We start from the raw sequence: 19,654 nt of genomic DNA, 5'->3' as shown, positions 1-19,654 counted from the left end.
TCGTTTTTATAAAAAGACCTTAAACAAGCTAAATATAAATGAAATCGTAATCGATTAAAAATAGAGGAAATACATAAAAGAGAGTGCCTTACTAAGGGACTCTCTTTTTCTATCTAAAAAAAGGAGGAATGCTTCATAGTAGTATGAAATGATACTTTGCTATAAGGGTAACAATATGATGTTACACATTATATAAGAATAAAAGAAGGGGATAGTGACATACAGAATAATTCTGTATGTACTATTCTTTTTTTGTATCACAAATAATCTCATTTATCACAATATTTGTATTAGCTGTCCATTGGTTATCAACTTAATACCCTTATTGATTCTTATAAGCCTTTTAATGGCTTCATCGACCTTTTTTCATCAAAAATCTATTGCAAGCCAACATTCTTTATTTCCTCATAACTAGCTCTTTTTACATCTACCTGAAGAAGATAATACTCTTAGTAACACTATTTTCCTATTAATACTGGAATTAAATCATATCTTAATAGCAATATATCTATTTTTCAAATAACTAAATGTCTTGATTTTTTGGTAAAATATCCTTAGAAGATATTTCCTGAAAATATATTAAATAAGGAATGAATAAACATGATATTAACTACACAATCACATATTAGATGGTTTAAAAATACGGGTCAAACCATTCAAACATCTGAAGGTAAGAATATTGAAGTTTTCGAATTTAAGTATGAGCAAGATGAAGAAACTTTATCTTCATGGGCAAAACATTTTCGTGAACATTATTGTTTAGATAGTGAAATTGATTTTTTTAGGGAGGGTTACAATTATACAAGAGCAGAATACTTAAACATCATAAAATTTCCTGACTCTTCTCGTACTCCAGGACCTAGTATACGGGCAGGGGATTTCGGAGAAATATTAGTAGCTGATTACCTTGAGTTTATTCTAAATTACTGGGTACCTCGTACTCGATATGGCACAAAAATAATTGGTAATGAATCTTCTAAAGGATGTGATACTCTGGCTTTTAAAATTATCAGTGATGGAGAGTATACACCTGAGGATACACTAGCAATTTTTGAAACCAAAACACAATTTTCTGGTACAAGGGCCAACCCAAGGTTACAAAATGCTGTTGATGATTCAAAAAAAGATGTAGCTAGAAAAGGTGAATCACTAAATGCAATTAAACAACAACTGTTTCTAAAAAATCAAATTGAAGAATCTAAAAAAATAAATAGGTTCCAAAATCCTACTGATCATCCATATAAAGAGATTTCAGGGGCAGTTGCTATGTTTTCTTCAAGTCTACTGGATTTACCGATGATTGCAGATACATCAATTAATGAGCATCCAAATAAAGATAATCTAACATTATTAGTAATTCATGGTGAGGATATGATGCCTCTTGTCCATGAATTGTATAGGAGGGCGGCACATGAAGCCTGAGAGACATTCCAAACGATTATTAAGTGTTACTAGATCAAAAGCAAAAATGAATGAATACAGTGTTAATGAAGAAGATCATATAAATCTCGAAAAAGATCCATCAACTCTTTTTACATTGGCAATAGGGTTATTAGGTGATTTATCAGCTCATGTGAATTCCGATGAACCAGACGAGCAACACCTAAAGGAATTACGTGAGAACCTTAGATTTTCTGCGCATTTTTTTGATGCGTATTTACAAACAAATCTTGAGGAAGATTTAGATGACTACGTTTTACTACTAGGTTCAGCTTCCTATTATTTATGCAATTTACCAGGAAGTTCACTTGTTTTAGTAAATCGTATAGATTTGGATAAACTTAACTTAGAATGTTCAAATTTAGATACATTATTAGCTCGATTGCTCACTGGAACTTTCTTACCCTGTTATGTAGTAGAAGGTGAAATATATGCAGATAATATATTGGATATTTCATATAAACTAACTGAATTTTATAAGGATGGTATTTTTGAGGAATATATTTATGATCTCATTTCTGCACTTAGGACCAAAGCTTATTCATTTGGTACTCCAAGAGAATTACTTTTTGCTGATGTAATTGGTGCGGTAATAAGAAAAAGAATTGAAAACTCTAGTAGAAAATGTTTGCCTAAATATTCTGGTATAAGTGTTGAGAATTGGGAAGACATTTTACAAAATAAAAATTTCATTCAAGAATTTTGGCCAGCTCAACACCTTTTGGGGGAAACTGGTGTTTTTAAAGGGGAATCCGCTGTAATTCAATTACCAACTAGTGCTGGGAAAACCAAGGCGACAGAAGTTATAATACGTAGTGCTTTTCTATCAAATAGAACTTCTTTGGCTGTAATCGTGGCTCCATTTAGGGCATTATGTCATGAAATAAGTATGAGTCTGAGTAAGTCATTCCAAAGTGATTCTATTAACATAGATGAAGTATCAGATGTGCTTCAAATGGATTTTGAACTGAAATCAATACTTAGAGATGATTTTATCTTAGTTGTTACTCCAGAAAAACTTATTTACATGCTTCGCCAATGTCCAGAATTGGCAACGGAAATTGGGTTATTAATATACGATGAAGGACATCAATTTGATAGTAATACACGAGGAATCAATTATGAATTACTCCTTACAGCTTTAAAAGGGATGGTTCCTGAAGAGGTACAAAAAGTATTAATATCCGCTGTAATCAATAATGCAGAAGTGGTTGGTTCTTGGCTTAATGGCCCTGAAAATAAAGTAGTTTCAGGAGTTAACCTTTCTCCTACATATCGAACTGTAGCACTTACAAGTTGGATGGATCGTCTTGGAAAACTTCAATTTTTGAATGAAGAAAATCCTAATGAAATAGATTTTTATGTACCCAGAATAATAGAGCAGCAAAAACTGGAATTGAAAGGAAGAGAAAAAAACGAACGTTTCTTTCCAATTAAAGACGATAGTAGTACTGTCTCTTTATATTTGGGTTTAAAACTAATTGCAAATGGAAGTGTAGCAATATTTTGTGGAAAGAAAGATAATGTAACCAGTCTTTGCGACAAGGTAGTGGAGGCGTATGAACGAGGATTAACTTTAACAACTCCATTTGAATTATCAGAAAAAAATGAAATAAGGAAACTGTATACCCTATATGGCTTACATCTTGGTTCGCAAGCTTCTGTCACTAAAAGTGCGGAACTAGGGATTTTAACACATCATGGAAATATACCTTCTGGTATCCGCCATGCTGTGGAACACTCAATTAAAGAAGGTTTAGCAAAATTCGTCATATGCACATCTACATTAGCACAAGGTGTTAATTTACCAATTAGGTATCTTATTGTAACTAGTATTTATCAAGGAACTGAAAGAATAAAAGTTCGTGATTTTCAGAATTTAATTGGTCGCGTCGGTCGTTCTGGTATGCATACAGAAGGTAGTGTTATTTTTGCAGACCCTAATATCTATGATAAGCGTAACATTCAAAAAAATAGATGGCGTTGGCTACAAGTAAAAAACTTATTAGATCCTAATAACTCAGAACCAGTTGAGAGCTCATTATTAAAAATATTTGATCCCTTATGTAGCGATGATAAGAAGATTACACGTAATATTAATTACATAAAATTATTTGAAATTTATTTCGAAGACTCCGATAAAGCTTACGGGGTATTGGAAAAAATAGCGAATGCATTTGCCAACGAGGGATTTTCAATTGATGGACTGAATCAACAAGTCGAATCAAAAATAAATGTACTTTCATCTATTGAAAGTTATTTGATGGCCAATTGGGAATATGTAACTGATGAAGCAGGAGAGAATTGGGTAAGCTCACTTGCTAAAGAGACTTTGGCTTATTCGCTAGCTGATGATCAAATAAAAGAACAAATTGTTATCTTATTTCAAATGCTAGCTAACAATATTTCAAATAATATTCCAGAAGACTCAAAAAAGAAATCGTATGGGAAACTGCTATACGGTGTGGAAACTGCTATAAAGATTGAAGAATGGACTAAAATGCATTTAGATGAACTTGTGGGGTGTGAAAGCTATGAGGAGCTTTTGAATGCTTTATGGCCGCTTTTAGCATCGAATATTAAAAATAAAACATTTAATAAATGCGAGAAGCCTGAAATTTTAAGAGAAGTTGCTATCGCATGGATTCATGGAAGGGCTTATTTTATACTATTAGATATTCTTAAAGATAAGGATATTCGGATGAAAACAAAAAAACAGCGTAGAGAATATAAAATAGATCATATTGTAGAAATTTGTGACAATGCACTTTCATATGAAGGTATGCTTCTAATTGGAGCGGTCGCGGAATTAGTTGAGTCTTTAATTACCGATCAAAATATATATTTAGTTGGGAATCTTAAAAAATTACAAAAACGTATGAAATATGGTGTACCTAACTCTTTAAATATACTATTTTACGAATTAGGTTTTGCAGATCGGATCATTTCTAGAGATTTGAGCGGAGTTTTAAGAGATCAATCCCCACCAACAAATAAGAGAATGTTAAAATCGTTAATTCAAAGTTACGAAGAAGATTTTCGGAAGCAATTACTAAAATACCCTTCATATTATACCTCTGTCTTAGAGAATATCTTATTGGGTAGCGACAATAGAATCGTCTAAAAGATTGTATTCAATATACACACTTACTGTAATTTCATTATTATCAAAATACAGTCGTTTAAATTTTGGATGAACAATTGCATCTGCACCATGCTCAAGTTCTAGTTCAATTAAATTTGCCTCACTATAGTTTTTATACGAGACAGATTAAAAAAATAGATACAAACAATGTTTTTGCTTATGTCTATTTTTTTGTACAACATATGACCGCATTTACCACAACATTTGTATTGTGTGGATTTAAAATATAGTTTGATAAATTAAAACAAAGTCTAATTAGTCATAAAAAAGATTGATAATTATTAATAAATTTTGATAAGAATTCCCTTGAAAGATGGAGTGAAATTGAATATTCATTCCATTTTTTATTGTTTAATATATCACTTTATGATATATTATTTTTAGATATATCATAAAGTGATATAAGAAGGTAGGGAGAAAATGAAATCATTAGAACAATTAACTGATTCTGTATTTTATATTATGGCAGGATTTACAAAACCTAGACATGGATATGTAGTGATGAGTTTGGTTGAGGAGTTAACAAATGGGAAAGTAGTCATTGGTCCTGCATCACTATACACAATTATTAAAAAGTTAATAGCCGAATCCTACATTGAGTTATTTGATGGTTCAGATTCGCGTAGGAAGGTATATGTTTTGACAGATAGAGGTAGAGAAGTGTTGGAAAAAGATATTTTGAGACGTAAAACAATGCTTGATTTTGCTGAAAATGGATTAAAAGGGGAGAACTAAAATGGGGAAAACAAAATACATAATGTCAAATGGGATTGCTTTTTCAGAAGAAAAAGATTTAAAAAAGCTAAGAAAATATGCTGCAAAAGGATGGATTGTGAAACGTTTCAAACGAATGGGATATGAATTAGAAAAGGGTGTTGCTGAAAATACTATTTTTAGTCTTGATATACGACCATTAACAGAAAATGAATGGGAAGAATATATCGAAATGTTTGAATTGGCAGGTTGGGAATATGTTTGTTCAAGTTATTATGGTGCGCACCTATTTAAGGCCAAACCTGGTACAAAACCAATTTATACAGATAAAGAAACAAAACAGGAGAAAATAAAAATACTAAGACAACCAGTTATGTCAGCATTTGTAATTAGTATGGCTATGCTGATTGTAAGTTATTTAGTTCATTCAGTAAGTTCAGGGGTATTAAGTACAATATTTTCGATAGTTTTCTTATTTTCCCTTGTCATTACCATTCCAATGTTAATGTCATTAATGGCGACCTACTACCATTCGTTTCGAACAAAATAGTATAGAAAGAGAATTTCTAAGTTTATAAAGAAGTGGTAATTATTATAACTTATTTGCCCGTCAAAACGATCAATCTATTTCATAAAACTTTTGAGAGTAAATCTATACATCCCTTATATTTCGATCAATCTTTGTTCAAAATATAGGGGATTCTTTTATGATAAAATGAATGTTCTCAGCAACCTTTTAATCAGACTTTATTTTAAGTCAATATATTGGCTGTCCTCAAGTAAAGGTATCATCAGCATTTTGTAAATAACCAGGTTAAGAAAGAATAAATACCAAAAAGCTAATTGTTTCTTAATATACAGATAGAATTAGAATTCTAAATGTTTTAAACTATGTAATCGCTCTTTTTGTTCTACTTTGTTTGGAAGTAGTAAGGAGCTACTAGTCCTTTTTCTAATAGATTTTGAACGCCATCAGGAAAATAAAACATAATTTCTTCAGCTTCTTTTATGTTTATCCAACTAATACCAGTAATTTCATTTTTGTCTTGAATAGATATTTCGCCTCCGGCTATTCTAGCTACAAAAGTGAATATTACAGCATGTGCATGCGGAAAAAATTTTTCATTAATAGCAAATATATCTTTAATTTCAACTGTTAACCCTGTTTCTTCAAATGTCTCACGGATAACTGCCTGTTCCAAGGTTTCTCCACTTTCTCTTGCCCCTCCTGGGAGGCTCCATTCACTACCATTTTCACGTTTGTTTCCGACCATAAGAATTTTTCTATTTGTATCATCATAAATAAGTGCATATACTACATCGACTCGTTCCACAATTTTCCCTCCATTAAAAAATTAAAATCTATATTATACCTTATTTTAATGAAAGCTTTTAAATTTAACTAGCACCTACCTAATACAACACAATTTAAATTAGCGTTAAATAGGAAACGAGACATTTTTAATAGCTTAACATATAAATAGAAGCTATATTTAAAGAGAGTACCAGTAACGTAGGTACTTTCTTTAAATTAAAAGTAAGATGATACAATGTATCAATTAATATATAGAAAATATAGGGGGATTAATAATTATGCGCCTATACATATTAGAAATTACTACAGAACATAAAATCAGTTTTATAAATGCAACATCAATAGAAAAGGCCATAGAAGCATTTAAAAGGATATATAAACATTATGAAGAACAAGTACCATTTTACGTTAGAGAGATACATCCGAGTGAAAAAATCATAATGGATACAATAAGTGGTGAAATACATTGCATAGGAGACAATAGCGTTCTAAAGAAATGTTTGGAGAATCTTATGCACTTATATACTTCTATTGATTGGGTTCCTACACTTGTACCAAATCAAGGTGTAAAAACTGATCCGGTTTCATTTACGATACATAAAGCATGTTTTATGAAAGGAAATCCTGAATATAACGAGGTTGGGATGGATGTTTGGAAAAGCGTTCTCCAGGTATCATTAGATGACCATGGAGAGTTTTGGAATGCCCTAAAGACATTTTTACGTATTCAGGTACTCTCAGTACTCGAATTAGAACAAATAATAAAAGTAAGTGAATTAAGGTGATAATAATGGAATTTAAAGAAATTATACAATTTGTGGAAAGAAATAAAAAAGAGCATTTTCAAGATATAATCAGTCAGAACGAAGCTGCGATTAAAAACATAGAGAAGGACAAATAAGAAGTAAACAAAGAAAAATACTAAAATAAAAAGACGTGTTCTATGTATAGAACACGTCTTTTTATTAGAATATGACAAATACATGCACGGTAAAACCGTTAATATATATTGTGCTATACATTTTCTTCTTCATTCTCATTCTCAATGTTTTTTAATGCTATTTGCCTGGATTTATTTTTAAAATCTAAATAACCAAGATAAGATAGTAGTTCTTCTTCGAATACTAGAACATCCTTGCTTTTTTCGTACATTTTATGAGCTAAACGTGTAACAATTGCTTTTGTATGTTCATCACTATCTAAAATTTGGTGATTGAACAAGTAGTCAGTACTAACCATAAAATAACTTGCAATTTTTTTTGCCATATCAAAGTTCGGTTCTTTATTCCCTAATTCCCAAGAGGATATCGCACTTCCTGTTACCCCTAACTCTATACCCAATTTGTCTAGGCTAAGCCCCTTTGTTTTTCTTAATTTTCTAAGATTCTGTCCAAAAATATTTTCTTCCAAATAAATCAACCTTTCTAACTTTTAATAAAACTATATTTTAGAGTTATTTATAGCTCCCAGTGAATATTGGTAATACCTTTTTAAAGAAATCTTAGTTTTGAATCCCATTCTACTTACCAAGTCATCTTCAGTTAAGCCCAACTTAATAAGGCGTAGAATAAATGTATTCCTCATCTGCTGTGCAGAAATACGTCTATTTAACTCCGCACGTTTCACTTCAAGTCGTATCATCTTTTGTATAGCAACTTCAGACAAAGCCTTTGGTGCATCATTTTCGTACACCCATCGATACGTACCTCGATTAAAATCAAATGCCACAAATAGGGGATTATCTGTGTGTTGTCTAGGTCTTACAGGTTCCGGAATAGTGGTGTAATATTTATAAAGCTGCTGCGTATCTTCCATAGTTAAAGAAACAGACCTAGTTGCTCCATTTTCCCCAGGTATCATTAATATATTTCTAGCAAACTGTATATGGCTCATATTAAGCGATACAAGCTCTTGTAAAGACAAACCATAGTTTACTATTAAATTAATTATACAAGCGTTTCTATCCATGATTAAAGGCCGATATTGGGCTTGTCTTTCCGTTAATCCCTTTATTGATAGAACAGTTTGCTTTAAAAGCTTTTCTTCCATTTCGGTAATGAAATCATTATCATTTAGTGATTGATCCGGAATTAAAGAGAGATTAATACCATCCAACGGACTAACTATACCTAAAAACATGTGTAACTTCTTTAAAACAACCCATATTCTGTGTCTTGTTTTCTGAGAATATTTACGTTTGTCTTCTAACTCAGAGAAATACATCTGATAGTTTGCTTCAGAAAGTTCATTCCATGATTTGATATGAAAAAGTATTTCATTTACTTCTAACCACTTAAAAAAATCCTTAATATCGTATGCATAACGTTGAATTGTAGAATGTTTTCGTCCTTGTTCATTTAAATACGCTGAAAAAGCCTCTAATGTTTTCTCTAAGCAAATTGTTTCGTTCATAATAATCACCTAATTTCTTAGGATATATTATAACAGAAAATAAGTGAAAGACCTGCTACCGCCCTTTGCTACGCACGGTTGCTGGCATATCCAAAAAGCAAACGGACAAACAACCCTTTGCGTTTTGGATATGTTGATTATTATTTATAAAGCGAAATAAATAGGGCTATCATAATACTCCAAAAAGGAACTACAAAAATTAAACCCCAAAGAATCCCTTTAAAAAATCCAATCTCGTTATAAGTATTCATTTCTATGTAAGTCGAATCTTTTAGTACAGTCATCTTTAATCCTCCCAATATGAATTGTTTATTAAAATGAAAAAAGGACAAACCTCTCCCTGGTAGGGATACGTAGGTTTGTCCTTTAGTATGTGGGTAATGATATGTTTATTTTCCATTATTATAACGTAATTTACAAATATTTTCAATTAGGTCGGACATCTTATTAACAATCATACTAGCTGTATTAAAAATCTATTATAAATATATATCTTATATATTAAAAAGAAATAAAGATAAAACTATTATAGGTTATCAAAAATAGGGGAAAGATCTACTTCCACAAGGGAAAATTTGATGTTAGAACGTAAAAAATCATAAATAGTAGAAAAAGTATACGGAAATTCAATGATTATTAGACTATCAATTCTACAAAAAAGCATAAAGAGAATTATATATTTCTACATGAAATCGGAAAGAAATTGATACAAATCACTTTATATTTATCCACCTATGAAAATAGGCTTTATTTTCTTTATTTTGTTAAATACAGCAGTATCTAGCGTTCAATTACCCACATTTTATCCAGATTAGGTTGTTATTTGTTAACATTAATCAGTATTTACACATAACTCACATTATTATTGATGATTTTTATTAGATAAATACAACAACATTAGTAATTACAATATTTTTAGAAAGATTATATTCACATTGAATCTTATTTGTCCGCATATCCACTATTTTTATAATTTTCCTTTTGATTTTTTGTAGGTATTATGGGATAGGTTTTAATACATTAGAAGAATACTCCCTAGTGTTATGTGGAGAGTTATATATTGCTAGAATTGAATTTGTATAGAAGTGCATAAAAAAAGACTCCATTTTACATGAAGTCCTTCCGATTTGGTATTTATAAGTAGGGTAGCAGAAAGGGATTACTAATCATACAAACACGAATAGCCCTCTACTTTCGATTTTTTCAAAAATAGAGAGCTCATTACTATTATTTTATTTCCATTGCGTGTAGCACCTGATCTGGAGCTGTTATTGTTACTCCAGCACGTACTAAACGTTCGAAGGTACGCATAAACTCTAGTAAATTAAACTGCTTTGGTAGTTCAATAACACGAAGTTTTTCTTGTGGCAGCTTATCAATTGCCTCGATAAACCATTCACGTACATCACTTGGAATCGTGCGTTCTTTATGGCCACGAACTTTTAGTTTTTCACGCATTTCAATTTCTAAAGCGATATATGCATGGAGATTCACTCCCTGATCATATGCATATTTTCTAAATAACGTTTCTTCTTGGTATTTTAGATAATTACGGTGATAAGACTCTTCCGTCACTGGTACCGCAAACTTCTGCTTCAATAGTGCATGCACATTCTTAAACATCTTCTTAATGTTGTGAAGAGAGTACATAGAATAATGTAAACCGAAATTAAATACAGCTTGCTCACGGTCACTATTTCTCTCTTTTGGTATATGCTGCGCAATAAGAGGGTAGATACCTTCTTTCGCTGCTGTATCGAGAATTTGATATTGAGATGTTTGATGCAATAGTTTCTTCAATGTATATACAATTTTCGTTGGATATCCTTCTTTTCGATCAACCATGTCACGTAGTCCGCGAATTACACTGCGAATTTGACGATGACAAGTATGCTTTAATACATGAATGAATTTATTCATGTCTGCAGACAGTTCACCGATATTCATCTCTTGTAGGACTGCTTCGATAAATTTCGCTTTTCGAGCATAGGTAGCTTTTGGTGTAAATGGATCCCTATGTTGTTCTTCTCCAGCTTCTTTCGAACATAAGAAGTCTGAATGGATAGACAGATATAATGTCGTATATCGTTTTGTCTGCTTTACACCTTTTTGCATTTTGCAAATTTTGAATAGGGGATTCCCCGTACATGATAATGCAGTTGTTAATTCCTCGATAACCGCACGGATTTGATGCGGATATTTTTTATGTAAGAAACGATACATCCCACCGAAGTGAGTTTTGTTTCCTCTTTCGTCCTGCTTGTCCAAAGAACGCTTTAATGTTGTTTCCGTATGTTGTTGCATCGCAATGTCTAAGAATAATTTCTTAGCTGCTACAGATAGTTTAAAGAAAGCCTTTGTAAATACAACAGGACTAATATAAACGTATGGATTTGCTTTTTCTGTTTCCTCGTTTATAAAATGAGTCAGTTTGATTGTATATCGGCCATCTAAGCCATTTTCAATAGAGATAATGTTATGTAAGCTTAACTTTTTTAAAGCGATATAGAATTGAGAATGCTGAATGTATGCAAGCTCTTCTTTATATTGCTTGTAATCTTCCCACATCATATGTATTGTTACATTTGGAATGACACCATTTGTATAGCATTTTTTATGTAAGTACAAGAATACTTCAAGATCTGCATTCGTAATACCGTATAATTTATGTTTTCTTCCGGTTTTTTCTGCAATTGCAGACATTGCGCGACGTGAAAAAGATGGCTTGGCTTTTTCGACAAAGCCTTCTACGTCAGCAATACGTTCTTCGTATGTCATGTGCTGCAGAATATCTTCTAAATATGTATCTTTATAGCTATAGTATTTCTCTTCAAATGTTTCCACAAATTTTTGCCAAGATTTTATTGTTACTAACACAGCATTGGTTGTTTCCCCATTTAAGCTACGTTGATTTCGTATTACAAATGACTTTCCCATCTTTTTCACCTCCGTTCTACAAATTCAGAAATATATGCCAAAATACTATAAAATATACCAATTTTGATTATAGCAAAATGAAAAATGTTGAAAGGTGCCCCTTTAAGAGGAATTTTTAAAACATGAAACACGTTATAAACCCAATGATTATAAGGGATCGGAGAATCTATGGAAAAAAATTTGTGTTAAGGATATGGTAAAAAACGTTTCATGTCCTAATTGTATAAACACAATAATGAAACAGGGAAAGATTGTTGATATATATAGGGGTGTGGGGAATAGTTTATAATTTTAGGTCAAGGATATGGCAAAAGTGTTTCATGTTTTAATCATAGGTCGTTCATTAGGAAAAGATACTGTAAATCCCTTTATATAAAGGGTTATAGGAGAAAATGTAATAGCTTTAAGGTCAAGGATATGGTAAAAGGTGTTTCATGTTTTGAGTTTTCGAAGGTCAAGGATATGGCAAAAGTGTTTCATGTTTGATATATAATGAAATTTACAAAAAAACTAAGGTGAACCTTTGGTACATAAGGTTTTTTGACTGTTCTATATGTATATTAAGGTCAAGGATATGGCAAAAGAGGTTCGTTAAGATTCAATGATTGTATGTATTAAAATAAAGATAAAACGTGGATATCTATGGATTTATAAGGTTTTTGAAAAAAAATTGTGTTACGTATTTAAATTAAGAAAAATTGATTGATGTCTCATGTTTTCGGATTTAGGTTAAGGATATGGCAAATTTATTTCAAATAAATTTGAAAGGATCTGGTGTATATGCGATATAAATTCTATTCATATGAACTTTTTATGAGAATATGGGAATGACTAGATAAAAATGTTTCATAATTTATAGGGAAGGTTCACTATATGGTAAAAAGTGTTTCATATCTTAATTTATTAGATTGATTGAAGACCTATTGAGAACTAATGTATAATTAATGTTATTTTATGTTGTAAATAAAGAAAATTTGTTTCATTATTGCTTGAATATTACCAAAACTAGAAAACAATAAGTGTTTACATATATGTAATAGATTAAATGTTTGTTTGAAAGGAAATTACGGAAGGAGTGATAATGTGGAGAGATTAACACAACTGTTTACGGATGCATTATTAATATCTGAGCCTTTATACGGAAACAATAAAGTAGTTTGGAAAAAATGGACTGCTTTTAGTTCAGATGTAGAAAAAGATAATACTAAGGTTGTAACTTCTCAACATGTTTCACCATCTTTTTCGGCATTAGTATCATGGTTGAGTAAAAAGAATGAAGAAGGAATTACCTCATTACAAATTGGTATTAAGTTAAAAGAATATAAAGATGAAATTCATGCAGCTATTGAAAAGGTATTAGAAGACGAGTTTAAGAATGTTAATAAGTTTAATGAAGGAACAATCATCCAGGAAGACGTAAAAGATGATGAAACGGATGAACCAATTGATAAAGAATATTTCGAAGTTAATAATTCCGCTGTTTATTTTAAATTACGTGATGGAATCTCTAAAAATCACTTTGAAGAAGACTCAGGTATGGGGGTAAAATCTTATCCTATTGAAACAAAGGAAAGTAATGCAATAGCTCAACTCTCTTCTCACAGAGATGAAGATTTAAAGCTTATTAAAGATGATGAAGCATCTCGTTGGAATACTTTAGTGAATGATGTAATGAGCAATATGGATGATCTGACAGCTGATGTATTGGACTCCATTACCATACAGTGGCTAGCACAAGCAAAATCCCCAGATGAATTTATAGAATTTTCATATGAGCAAGTTTTGGATATGTGCAATGTACCAAAAAAGAAAGTAAGTAAAGGAGAATACTACAGACCTGAAGATAAAATTAAGGTTGCTAAGCGTATTGCAGCACTAGCAAGTATCTTCATTTATTTAAATGATGATAATGAAGTAGTAGTCTTAAATGAAGAAAATGAACATGATGAAAAATATAAAGTAAAGAGAGAAGTTGTCAAACGGTTATTTGTCTTGGATTCAGTTGTATTATGGAGACACAATACAACAAATGAATATATGGGCATTGAATCTTGCCGTATCAAACCAGGGAGTTTTTTAACAAGTTATTTATATGGTTCAAATAATACCACAGCATTATTATCTAAAAAGGCACTTGAGTATAATAGTTATCGACATAAGTATCATAAACGTTTAATTCGTTATCTAACATGGCAATGGAGAATACGACAAATATATTCAACTTTGAAGCGACCATACTCCATTGGAGGAGATAAAGGCTTATTAGCTGTTATGGCAATCCCGCTTACGTGGAAACCGAGTCGGATTAGAGAACACCTAGAGAATGTTCTTACTGACTTAGAAAAAGAGAACGTAATTTCTAAGTGGGAGTATACAGTAACATTAGATGAAGAACGTTTTAATAAGAAGAATTGGTTTAAAGATTATTGGGTGAATTTAAATATTACTATACTTCCACCGGAAGAATTAATTAAGTCAATGTATAATTTACCTAAGAAAAAAACACTAGATTTAGAAAATAATACTGAAGAATCTGTAGAATATTTTGAAAAGGCTAAGGATGTCGTTAATATGCCTCCGAAAAAAAATAATGAAGAGCTTAATAGATTTGATGAAGAGGCTGTTCGAGAGAAAATACTTAAACAACGCAAAGTTGATAATAAGTCTATACGAGAATTAGCAAAAGAAATGAGAATATCAGCACCTACATTATCTAGATTTTGTAACAGAGAAACCAAGCGGCTATCTGCAAATGCAGTTGAAAAAATGTCTAAGTGGTATGAGAGACAAGGGATATTAGAAAAAATGTAGTGGCTAACCAGATTATTAAAGAAGAAAAAACATTTTGTAGGATGTTTTTTCTTCTTTTTACTATGTCTGTTTCTAAATAATAATTTATAAATAGTTTTTATGCTCTCTGAGAGAAAAGATCCTTTGCAATAATATTCAATAAACACGCAGATACGCTAAGTACAGCAGCCCCCTCATTATATAAAAGCATTATAAAAAATAGAGAAAATAGAATCGCCATAAGTAAGATTTCATTTTTAGCCTGTTTGATATGTTTCAACATAGTTAACATCTCCTTATTAATTAGTTAATAGAGTGCTAGGAACTAAAGCTAGATACTCTATTGGCATATTTTACTCATTATCAAAGTAAATTCTAAGAGTGAATTTATATTTGATAAATTTAGTTTATTTAAGTTGGAAAATATTTCTGTCAGCGTTAAAATTAAAAGTAATTATTTCTCCTGCAAGGGAACTTGTTAAATTACAAGAAGAGTTAATAACTAAGAGAAATAAGTAAAAGGAACTGTTAGCCATCAAGATGGAAGAAAAGCCAATAAATATACTAAATCAAGATATCCTTAATAATATCTAGTTATATATTAAAAGTTGAACACAAATAAAGAGAAGAATAATTAAAGTATTTTTGAGTTAGCAAAATAAAGGAATTTTTAGTATTCAATATTCTTAAGAATGTTATATCATAAAAAAAGATCAAACGATGATATAAAGAATAAACTTGATAGGTGGATAGAGAGACAATATATAGTGAATTTTATTGTAAATTACGAATCAATATATTAAGGGTATTATGAAACTATACATTTTGGTTATTCAATTAGGTAATAGCTATGAAAATAAGGTCGAACATATTGGTGTAAAAGAATCAATTGATTTAGAAAGCCCTTTAATTTTTTAGGTGCGAATGTATAGCAAACATGAAATTCCTAGTACATTCGCACCTTGAATTCTCATGCTTTATAATGGTGATTTATGATTTTTATACAAATTACTTTATTAAATAAAAACATTTGTATATTTTTGGATAAAACTAACGTATTTTTGGTTGATTTCGAACACAAATCGGTGTCGCACCTTATATAGGTGCGTGGATTGAAATCGTAATACATAGCATTGTCATACAGGTTACGATAAGTCGCACCTTATATAGGTGCGTGGATTGAAATAGTTGAGTGAATTAATGCTCGTGAGTGATTGTACGTCGCACCTTAAATAGGTACGTGGATTGAAATTGTATGATTACCTTAGCAAATTCAACGATAAGTTGTCGCACCTTAAATAGGTGTGTGGATTGAAATTTATCTTTATCTACTGCAACTACACCAAAATTATGTCGCACCTTAAATAGGGGCGTGGGTTGAAATTATTAATGTAATAGAAAAAGAGAAAGAGACTAAGGTCGTACCTTAAATAGGTGCGTGGATTGAAATCTAAAATTAGATTCCATGACTTACTACATACCCAGTCGCACCTTAAATAGGTGCGTGGATTGAAATCACATTAAGAATTTTGGAACAAAGATTGTAAAGCGTCGCACCTCATATAGGTGCGTGGTTTGAAATACTCCTATTCATTTTTCAAAGATCGTGCTTCAAGTCACACCTCATATAGGTGTGTGGATTGAAATATGCCAATCGGTGTACAAGCGGACTTCATTAACGTCGCATCTTATATAGGTGTGTGGATTGAAATTACACAGACAAAGAGGGCAACCCTACTCGCCTTGTCGCACCTTATATGGTGCGTGGATTGAAATATACAAAACGGATTTTACAATTACTTCTTGAAATGTCGCACCTCATATAGGTGTGTGGATTGAAATATGCCAATCGGTGTACAAGCGGACTTCATTAACATCGCTACCTACATTTTGTGTCGCACCTCATATAGGTGCATGGATTGAAACCATTGGTTTATCAGGAGTCATTGGCTTGTCATGGTCGCACCTTATATAGGTGTGTGGATTGAAATTCAGACGGCTTGTCTTTTTCCGTAGGCTTATCTGTGTCGCATCTATATAGGTGTATGGATTGAAATTACCTAGGGTTTATATTTATCTGGAAAGCTCATAGTCGCACCTTATATAGGTGCGAGGATTGAAATGGGGATATGCCAGGCGTTTGGCAAAGTGTTATTGGTTTATCAGGAGTCATTGGCTTGTCATGGTCGCACCTCAAAAGGTGCCTGGATTGAAATTAGCAATGCTCTGGCTTTAAAACGCTTTGCAGATGTAGATACTCAACTGGAAGTATCTACATCTGCAGTATCTAACAAACATGTAAAAAATATAAAATGGAGGGAGATTGAATGACCTACATTGCTCATATACGCGAGAGTGACAGTCAAGTACAAACAGTCGAAGAGCATTTATTAGGAGTAAAAGAACTAGCTGAAACCTATGGAGAAAAAATCGGTATAAAACATTTAGCTGGTTTAGCGGGTATGCTCCATGATATGGGTAAATACACCAATGAGTTTAAAGAATATATATTGGAAGCAGTAAATAATCCTAATTCTTCACCTAAAAGGGGGAGTGTTGACCATTCAACTGCAGGGGGGAAGTTGTTATATCAATTATTCCATACAGAAAATATGATTCCTTACAAAGGGATAATATCTGAGATAGTGGGAAATGCCATTATTTCTCACCACGGATACCTTCAAGATTTTTTAAATCCAGATTTAGAATCACCCTATTTAAATAGAGTGCGAGATAAGCAATTAAGAGGATTTGATGTTACACAACAATTCTTTTTTAAACATGTCATGAAAGAGAAAGATTTTCATGAGTATGTTGACAAAGCTACTGTAGAACTAGAAAGTTTCCTACTTAAAGAATCCCCAGAAAATGCTGAAAAACAATTAATGTTTTTAACTAAATTCATCTTTAGTACATTAATTGATGCCGATAGAACAAACACCCGATTATTTGAAGAAGAAAAAAGTGTAGAATCCGTAATAAATTCTGATGAGTTATTTGAGAAATACTACGAGAGACTCATGATAAAAATTAATGCTTTCAAAAAACAGCAGAATGCAAATACCCCTATTAACATGTTGAGAGCAGACATGTCAGATCAGTGTGATCAGTTCGCTGAGAGGCCATCAGGAATATATACGTTATCTATTCCAACTGGTGGTGGTAAAACATTAGCAAGCTTAAGATATGCACTAAAACATGCAAAAACCCATAATAAAAAACGAATTATTTATGTTGTACCTTTTACAACAATTATCGAGCAAAATGCGGAAGAGGTTCGAAGAATATTAGAGGATGAAGAAAATATTTTAGAACATCATTCAAATATAGTTGAAGAAGTGAATGAGCATGATGAAAATGAAGACGGTATGGCTAGCATACAACAAAAATTAAAGTTAGCTAAAGATAATTGGGATTCTCCTATTATTTTTACAACCATGGTTCAGTTTCTAAATGTGTTTTACGCAAAGGGAAACAGAAATACTAGAAGACTCCATAATTTAAGTGAGGCAATTATTATTTTTGATGAAGTGCAAAAAGTTCCTGTTTCATGTGTTTCATTATTTAATCAAGCATTGAATTTTTTAAAAATATATACTCGTTCCAGTATAGTCCTCTGCACTGCTACTCAACCTGCTTTGGACTTTGTAGAACAAAAATTAGACATAAATACGGATGCTGAAATGATTAATAACCTCGATCATGTAATTGAAGCATTTAAAAGAGTAGAAATCATTGATCAAGCAACTAATGAAATCTTTAATAAAGATAAACTCAAAACATTTATACATACAAAAATAGAGGAAGTACAAAGTATCCTCATTGTTCTAAATACAAAATCAGTTGTGAGAGATTTATATACACAATTACAGAGCCAAGGATTAAATGTCCCTATTTATCATTTAAGCACAACAATGTGTGCAGCACATCGACATAAAATTTTAGAAGAAGTTAGAGAATGTCTAAAGGAAGGAAGAAAAATCATTTGCATCAGCACACAGTTAATCGAAGCAGGTGTAGATGTAAGTTTTGAGTGTGTTGTTCGTTCTTTATCAGGGTTAGATTCTATAGCACAAGCTGCAGGAAGATGTAATCGCCACGGTGAAAAGGGCATACAGAATGTCTATGTCATTGATTATGAAGAGGAAAACTTAAGTCATTTAAAGGAAATTAAAATTGGAAAGAAAATTACGAAGAAAATCCTTATGGATTTAAAACATAACGATAAAATACATGGAGGACATATTTTATCAAGAGAGGCAATGAAGAGGTATTTTAAAGAATATTATAGAGAATTTGAATCTGATCTAGATTATTTTATTCCAAAACTAAAAAAGAACATGACTGAGTTATTATCCGTACCAAGAATAGAAAATAGCTATCGTCGAGCATATATTCATAAACATGATAAAAAAGATATTCCATTATTTATTATAAATAGCTACCAGACAGCGGCCAAACATTTTAACGTCATTGATGATATAACCACTTCAGTTATTGTCCCATATGAAGAAGGAAAGGATATTATCGCAGAATTAAATAGCAATAACTCCATTGAGGATTTGAGCCGATTATTACGAAAGGCACAGCAGTATACAGTTAACTTATTCAACTATGAAAAAGAAAAATTGATAATAAATGATGGACTCGTATACTATCTTGATGGGAAAATTCTAGCCTTGAAGGAAAGTGCTTATAATGATGAATATGGTTTGAATGTGCTTAATGAGAGCGATTTTAAGACAGCTATATTTTAAACCCTATCTTTGTTTGAGATAGGGTTTTTAATCCATGTTTTTATACCACATCAAAAGAATTCTTAAATTTCATATAATATATAATCGCTAAATATTGATATAGTTACATAGGAGGAGTATCATTAATTTACTAGAAAAATATAG

At 31.6% G+C, this 19,654-nt stretch carries 14 protein-coding genes and 1 pseudogene; 9 read left to right on the top strand and 6 right to left on the bottom strand.

What is annotated here, in order from left to right; genetic code table 11:
• The first annotated feature begins 600 nt into the window (after nucleotides 1–600).
• The 4 genes from ACZDYH_RS28975 to ACZDYH_RS28960 all read left to right on the top strand — a co-directional run bounded on the left by ACZDYH_RS28975 (nucleotide 601) and on the right by ACZDYH_RS28960 (nucleotide 5,849).
• Nucleotides 601–1,422 (top strand): Hachiman antiphage defense system protein HamA, encoded by an 822-nt coding sequence (locus ACZDYH_RS28975; protein ID WP_193533541.1) that lies wholly within the window; start codon nucleotides 601–603, stop codon nucleotides 1,420–1,422.
• Nucleotides 1,412–4,564, top strand: coding sequence for a DEAD/DEAH box helicase (locus ACZDYH_RS28970; protein ID WP_474887842.1), 3,153 nt, complete (start codon nucleotides 1,412–1,414; stop codon nucleotides 4,562–4,564). The genes ACZDYH_RS28975 and ACZDYH_RS28970 overlap by 11 nt, the downstream gene beginning before the upstream one ends.
• Nucleotides 4,565–5,005: 441 nt before the next feature.
• Nucleotides 5,006–5,320 (top strand): PadR family transcriptional regulator, encoded by a 315-nt coding sequence (locus ACZDYH_RS28965; RefSeq protein WP_193533544.1) that lies wholly within the window; start codon nucleotides 5,006–5,008, stop codon nucleotides 5,318–5,320.
• A 1-nt stretch (nucleotide 5,321) separates the two neighbouring features.
• Nucleotides 5,322–5,849 carry a DUF2812 domain-containing protein gene (locus tag ACZDYH_RS28960; protein WP_474887841.1) on the top strand — a complete coding sequence of 176 codons (528 nt, stop codon included), beginning with the start codon at nucleotides 5,322–5,324 and terminating at the stop codon, nucleotides 5,847–5,849.
• Nucleotides 5,850–6,210: 361 nt separating this feature from the next.
• Here ACZDYH_RS28960 and ACZDYH_RS28955 read toward each other — a convergent pair whose 3' ends face one another.
• The gene (locus ACZDYH_RS28955) at nucleotides 6,211–6,633 is read right to left on the bottom strand and encodes an NUDIX domain-containing protein (RefSeq protein ID WP_474887839.1); all 423 of its coding nucleotides are present in this window, start codon (nucleotides 6,631–6,633) and stop codon (nucleotides 6,211–6,213) included.
• A gap of 259 nt (nucleotides 6,634–6,892) precedes the next feature.
• On the opposite strand from ACZDYH_RS28955, the gene ACZDYH_RS28950 reads away from it, so the two are divergent.
• Complete coding sequence (locus ACZDYH_RS28950) at nucleotides 6,893–7,399, top strand: hypothetical protein (RefSeq protein ID WP_474887837.1); 507 nt, start codon at nucleotides 6,893–6,895, stop codon at nucleotides 7,397–7,399.
• A 229-nt stretch (nucleotides 7,400–7,628) separates the two neighbouring features.
• On the opposite strand, the gene ACZDYH_RS28945 is transcribed toward ACZDYH_RS28950, so the two are convergent.
• The 4 genes from ACZDYH_RS28945 to ACZDYH_RS28930 form a co-directional block, all read right to left on the bottom strand.
• Nucleotides 7,629–8,024 (bottom strand): helix-turn-helix domain-containing protein, encoded by a 396-nt coding sequence (locus ACZDYH_RS28945; protein ID WP_016078900.1) that lies wholly within the window; start codon nucleotides 8,022–8,024, stop codon nucleotides 7,629–7,631.
• A gap of 30 nt (nucleotides 8,025–8,054) precedes the next feature.
• Nucleotides 8,055–9,026, bottom strand: coding sequence for a tyrosine-type recombinase/integrase (locus tag ACZDYH_RS28940; protein WP_474887834.1), 972 nt, complete (start codon nucleotides 9,024–9,026; stop codon nucleotides 8,055–8,057).
• Between the two features lie 140 nt (nucleotides 9,027–9,166).
• Nucleotides 9,167–9,310, bottom strand: coding sequence for a hypothetical protein (locus ACZDYH_RS28935; RefSeq protein ID WP_474887832.1), 144 nt, complete (start codon nucleotides 9,308–9,310; stop codon nucleotides 9,167–9,169).
• Between the two features lie 943 nt (nucleotides 9,311–10,253).
• On the bottom strand, nucleotides 10,254–11,963 hold the full coding sequence (locus tag ACZDYH_RS28930; RefSeq protein WP_474887830.1) for a hypothetical protein: 1,710 nt from the start codon (nucleotides 11,961–11,963) through the stop codon (nucleotides 10,254–10,256).
• A 1,083-nt stretch (nucleotides 11,964–13,046) separates the two neighbouring features.
• Here ACZDYH_RS28930 and ACZDYH_RS28925 point away from each other — a divergent pair.
• Nucleotides 13,047–14,774: a helix-turn-helix domain-containing protein gene (locus tag ACZDYH_RS28925; RefSeq protein WP_088021452.1), complete on the top strand. Its 1,728-nt coding sequence runs from the start codon at nucleotides 13,047–13,049 to the stop codon at nucleotides 14,772–14,774.
• A gap of 97 nt (nucleotides 14,775–14,871) precedes the next feature.
• On the opposite strand, the gene ACZDYH_RS28920 is transcribed toward ACZDYH_RS28925, so the two are convergent.
• Nucleotides 14,872–15,036 (bottom strand): hypothetical protein, encoded by a 165-nt coding sequence (locus tag ACZDYH_RS28920; RefSeq protein ID WP_000912110.1) that lies wholly within the window; start codon nucleotides 15,034–15,036, stop codon nucleotides 14,872–14,874.
• 551 nt (nucleotides 15,037–15,587) lie between these two features.
• Between ACZDYH_RS28920 and ACZDYH_RS28915 the strand changes: the two are divergent.
• The 3 genes and pseudogenes from ACZDYH_RS28915 to cas3 form a co-directional block, all read left to right on the top strand.
• A pseudogene (locus ACZDYH_RS28915) lies at nucleotides 15,588–15,671 on the top strand (CRISPR-associated endonuclease Cas2); the annotation flags it as partial.
• A gap of 1,203 nt (nucleotides 15,672–16,874) precedes the next feature.
• On the top strand, nucleotides 16,875–17,084 hold the full coding sequence (locus tag ACZDYH_RS28910; protein WP_474887827.1) for a hypothetical protein: 210 nt from the start codon (nucleotides 16,875–16,877) through the stop codon (nucleotides 17,082–17,084).
• Entirely contained in the window at nucleotides 17,081–19,510 is a 2,430-nt protein-coding gene (gene cas3 / locus ACZDYH_RS28905; protein WP_474887825.1) for a CRISPR-associated helicase Cas3', read from the top strand. Before ACZDYH_RS28910 ends, cas3 begins: the two co-directional genes overlap by 4 nt.
• Nucleotides 19,511–19,654: the final 144 nt, after the last annotated feature.

The sequence above is a fragment of the Bacillus sp. EB V-12 genome (assembly GCF_056158125.1).
The sequence above is the reverse complement of the archived record's forward strand: the minus strand, read 5'-3'. Positions and strand labels throughout refer to the sequence as shown.

Excerpts from the sequence above, each read along its gene's own strand:
- ACZDYH_RS28975 (WP_193533541.1), top strand. The coding sequence starts at position 601 with ATGATATTAACTACACAATCACATATTAGATGGTTTAAAAATACGGGT.
- ACZDYH_RS28970 (WP_474887842.1), top strand. The coding sequence starts at position 1,412 with ATGAAGCCTGAGAGACATTCCAAACGATTATTAAGTGTTACTAGATCA.
- ACZDYH_RS28965 (WP_193533544.1), top strand. The coding sequence starts at position 5,006 with ATGAAATCATTAGAACAATTAACTGATTCTGTATTTTATATTATGGCA.
- ACZDYH_RS28960 (WP_474887841.1), top strand. The coding sequence starts at position 5,322 with ATGGGGAAAACAAAATACATAATGTCAAATGGGATTGCTTTTTCAGAA.
- ACZDYH_RS28950 (WP_474887837.1), top strand. The coding sequence starts at position 6,893 with ATGCGCCTATACATATTAGAAATTACTACAGAACATAAAATCAGTTTT.
- ACZDYH_RS28940 (WP_474887834.1), bottom strand. The coding sequence starts at position 9,026 with ATGAACGAAACAATTTGCTTAGAGAAAACATTAGAGGCTTTTTCAGCG.
- ACZDYH_RS28935 (WP_474887832.1), bottom strand. The coding sequence starts at position 9,310 with ATGACTGTACTAAAAGATTCGACTTACATAGAAATGAATACTTATAAC.
- ACZDYH_RS28930 (WP_474887830.1), bottom strand. The coding sequence starts at position 11,963 with ATGGGAAAGTCATTTGTAATACGAAATCAACGTAGCTTAAATGGGGAA.
- ACZDYH_RS28920 (WP_000912110.1), bottom strand. The coding sequence starts at position 15,036 with ATGTTGAAACATATCAAACAGGCTAAAAATGAAATCTTACTTATGGCG.
- ACZDYH_RS28910 (WP_474887827.1), top strand. The coding sequence starts at position 16,875 with ATGGGGATATGCCAGGCGTTTGGCAAAGTGTTATTGGTTTATCAGGAG.
- cas3 (WP_474887825.1), top strand. The coding sequence starts at position 17,081 with ATGACCTACATTGCTCATATACGCGAGAGTGACAGTCAAGTACAAACA.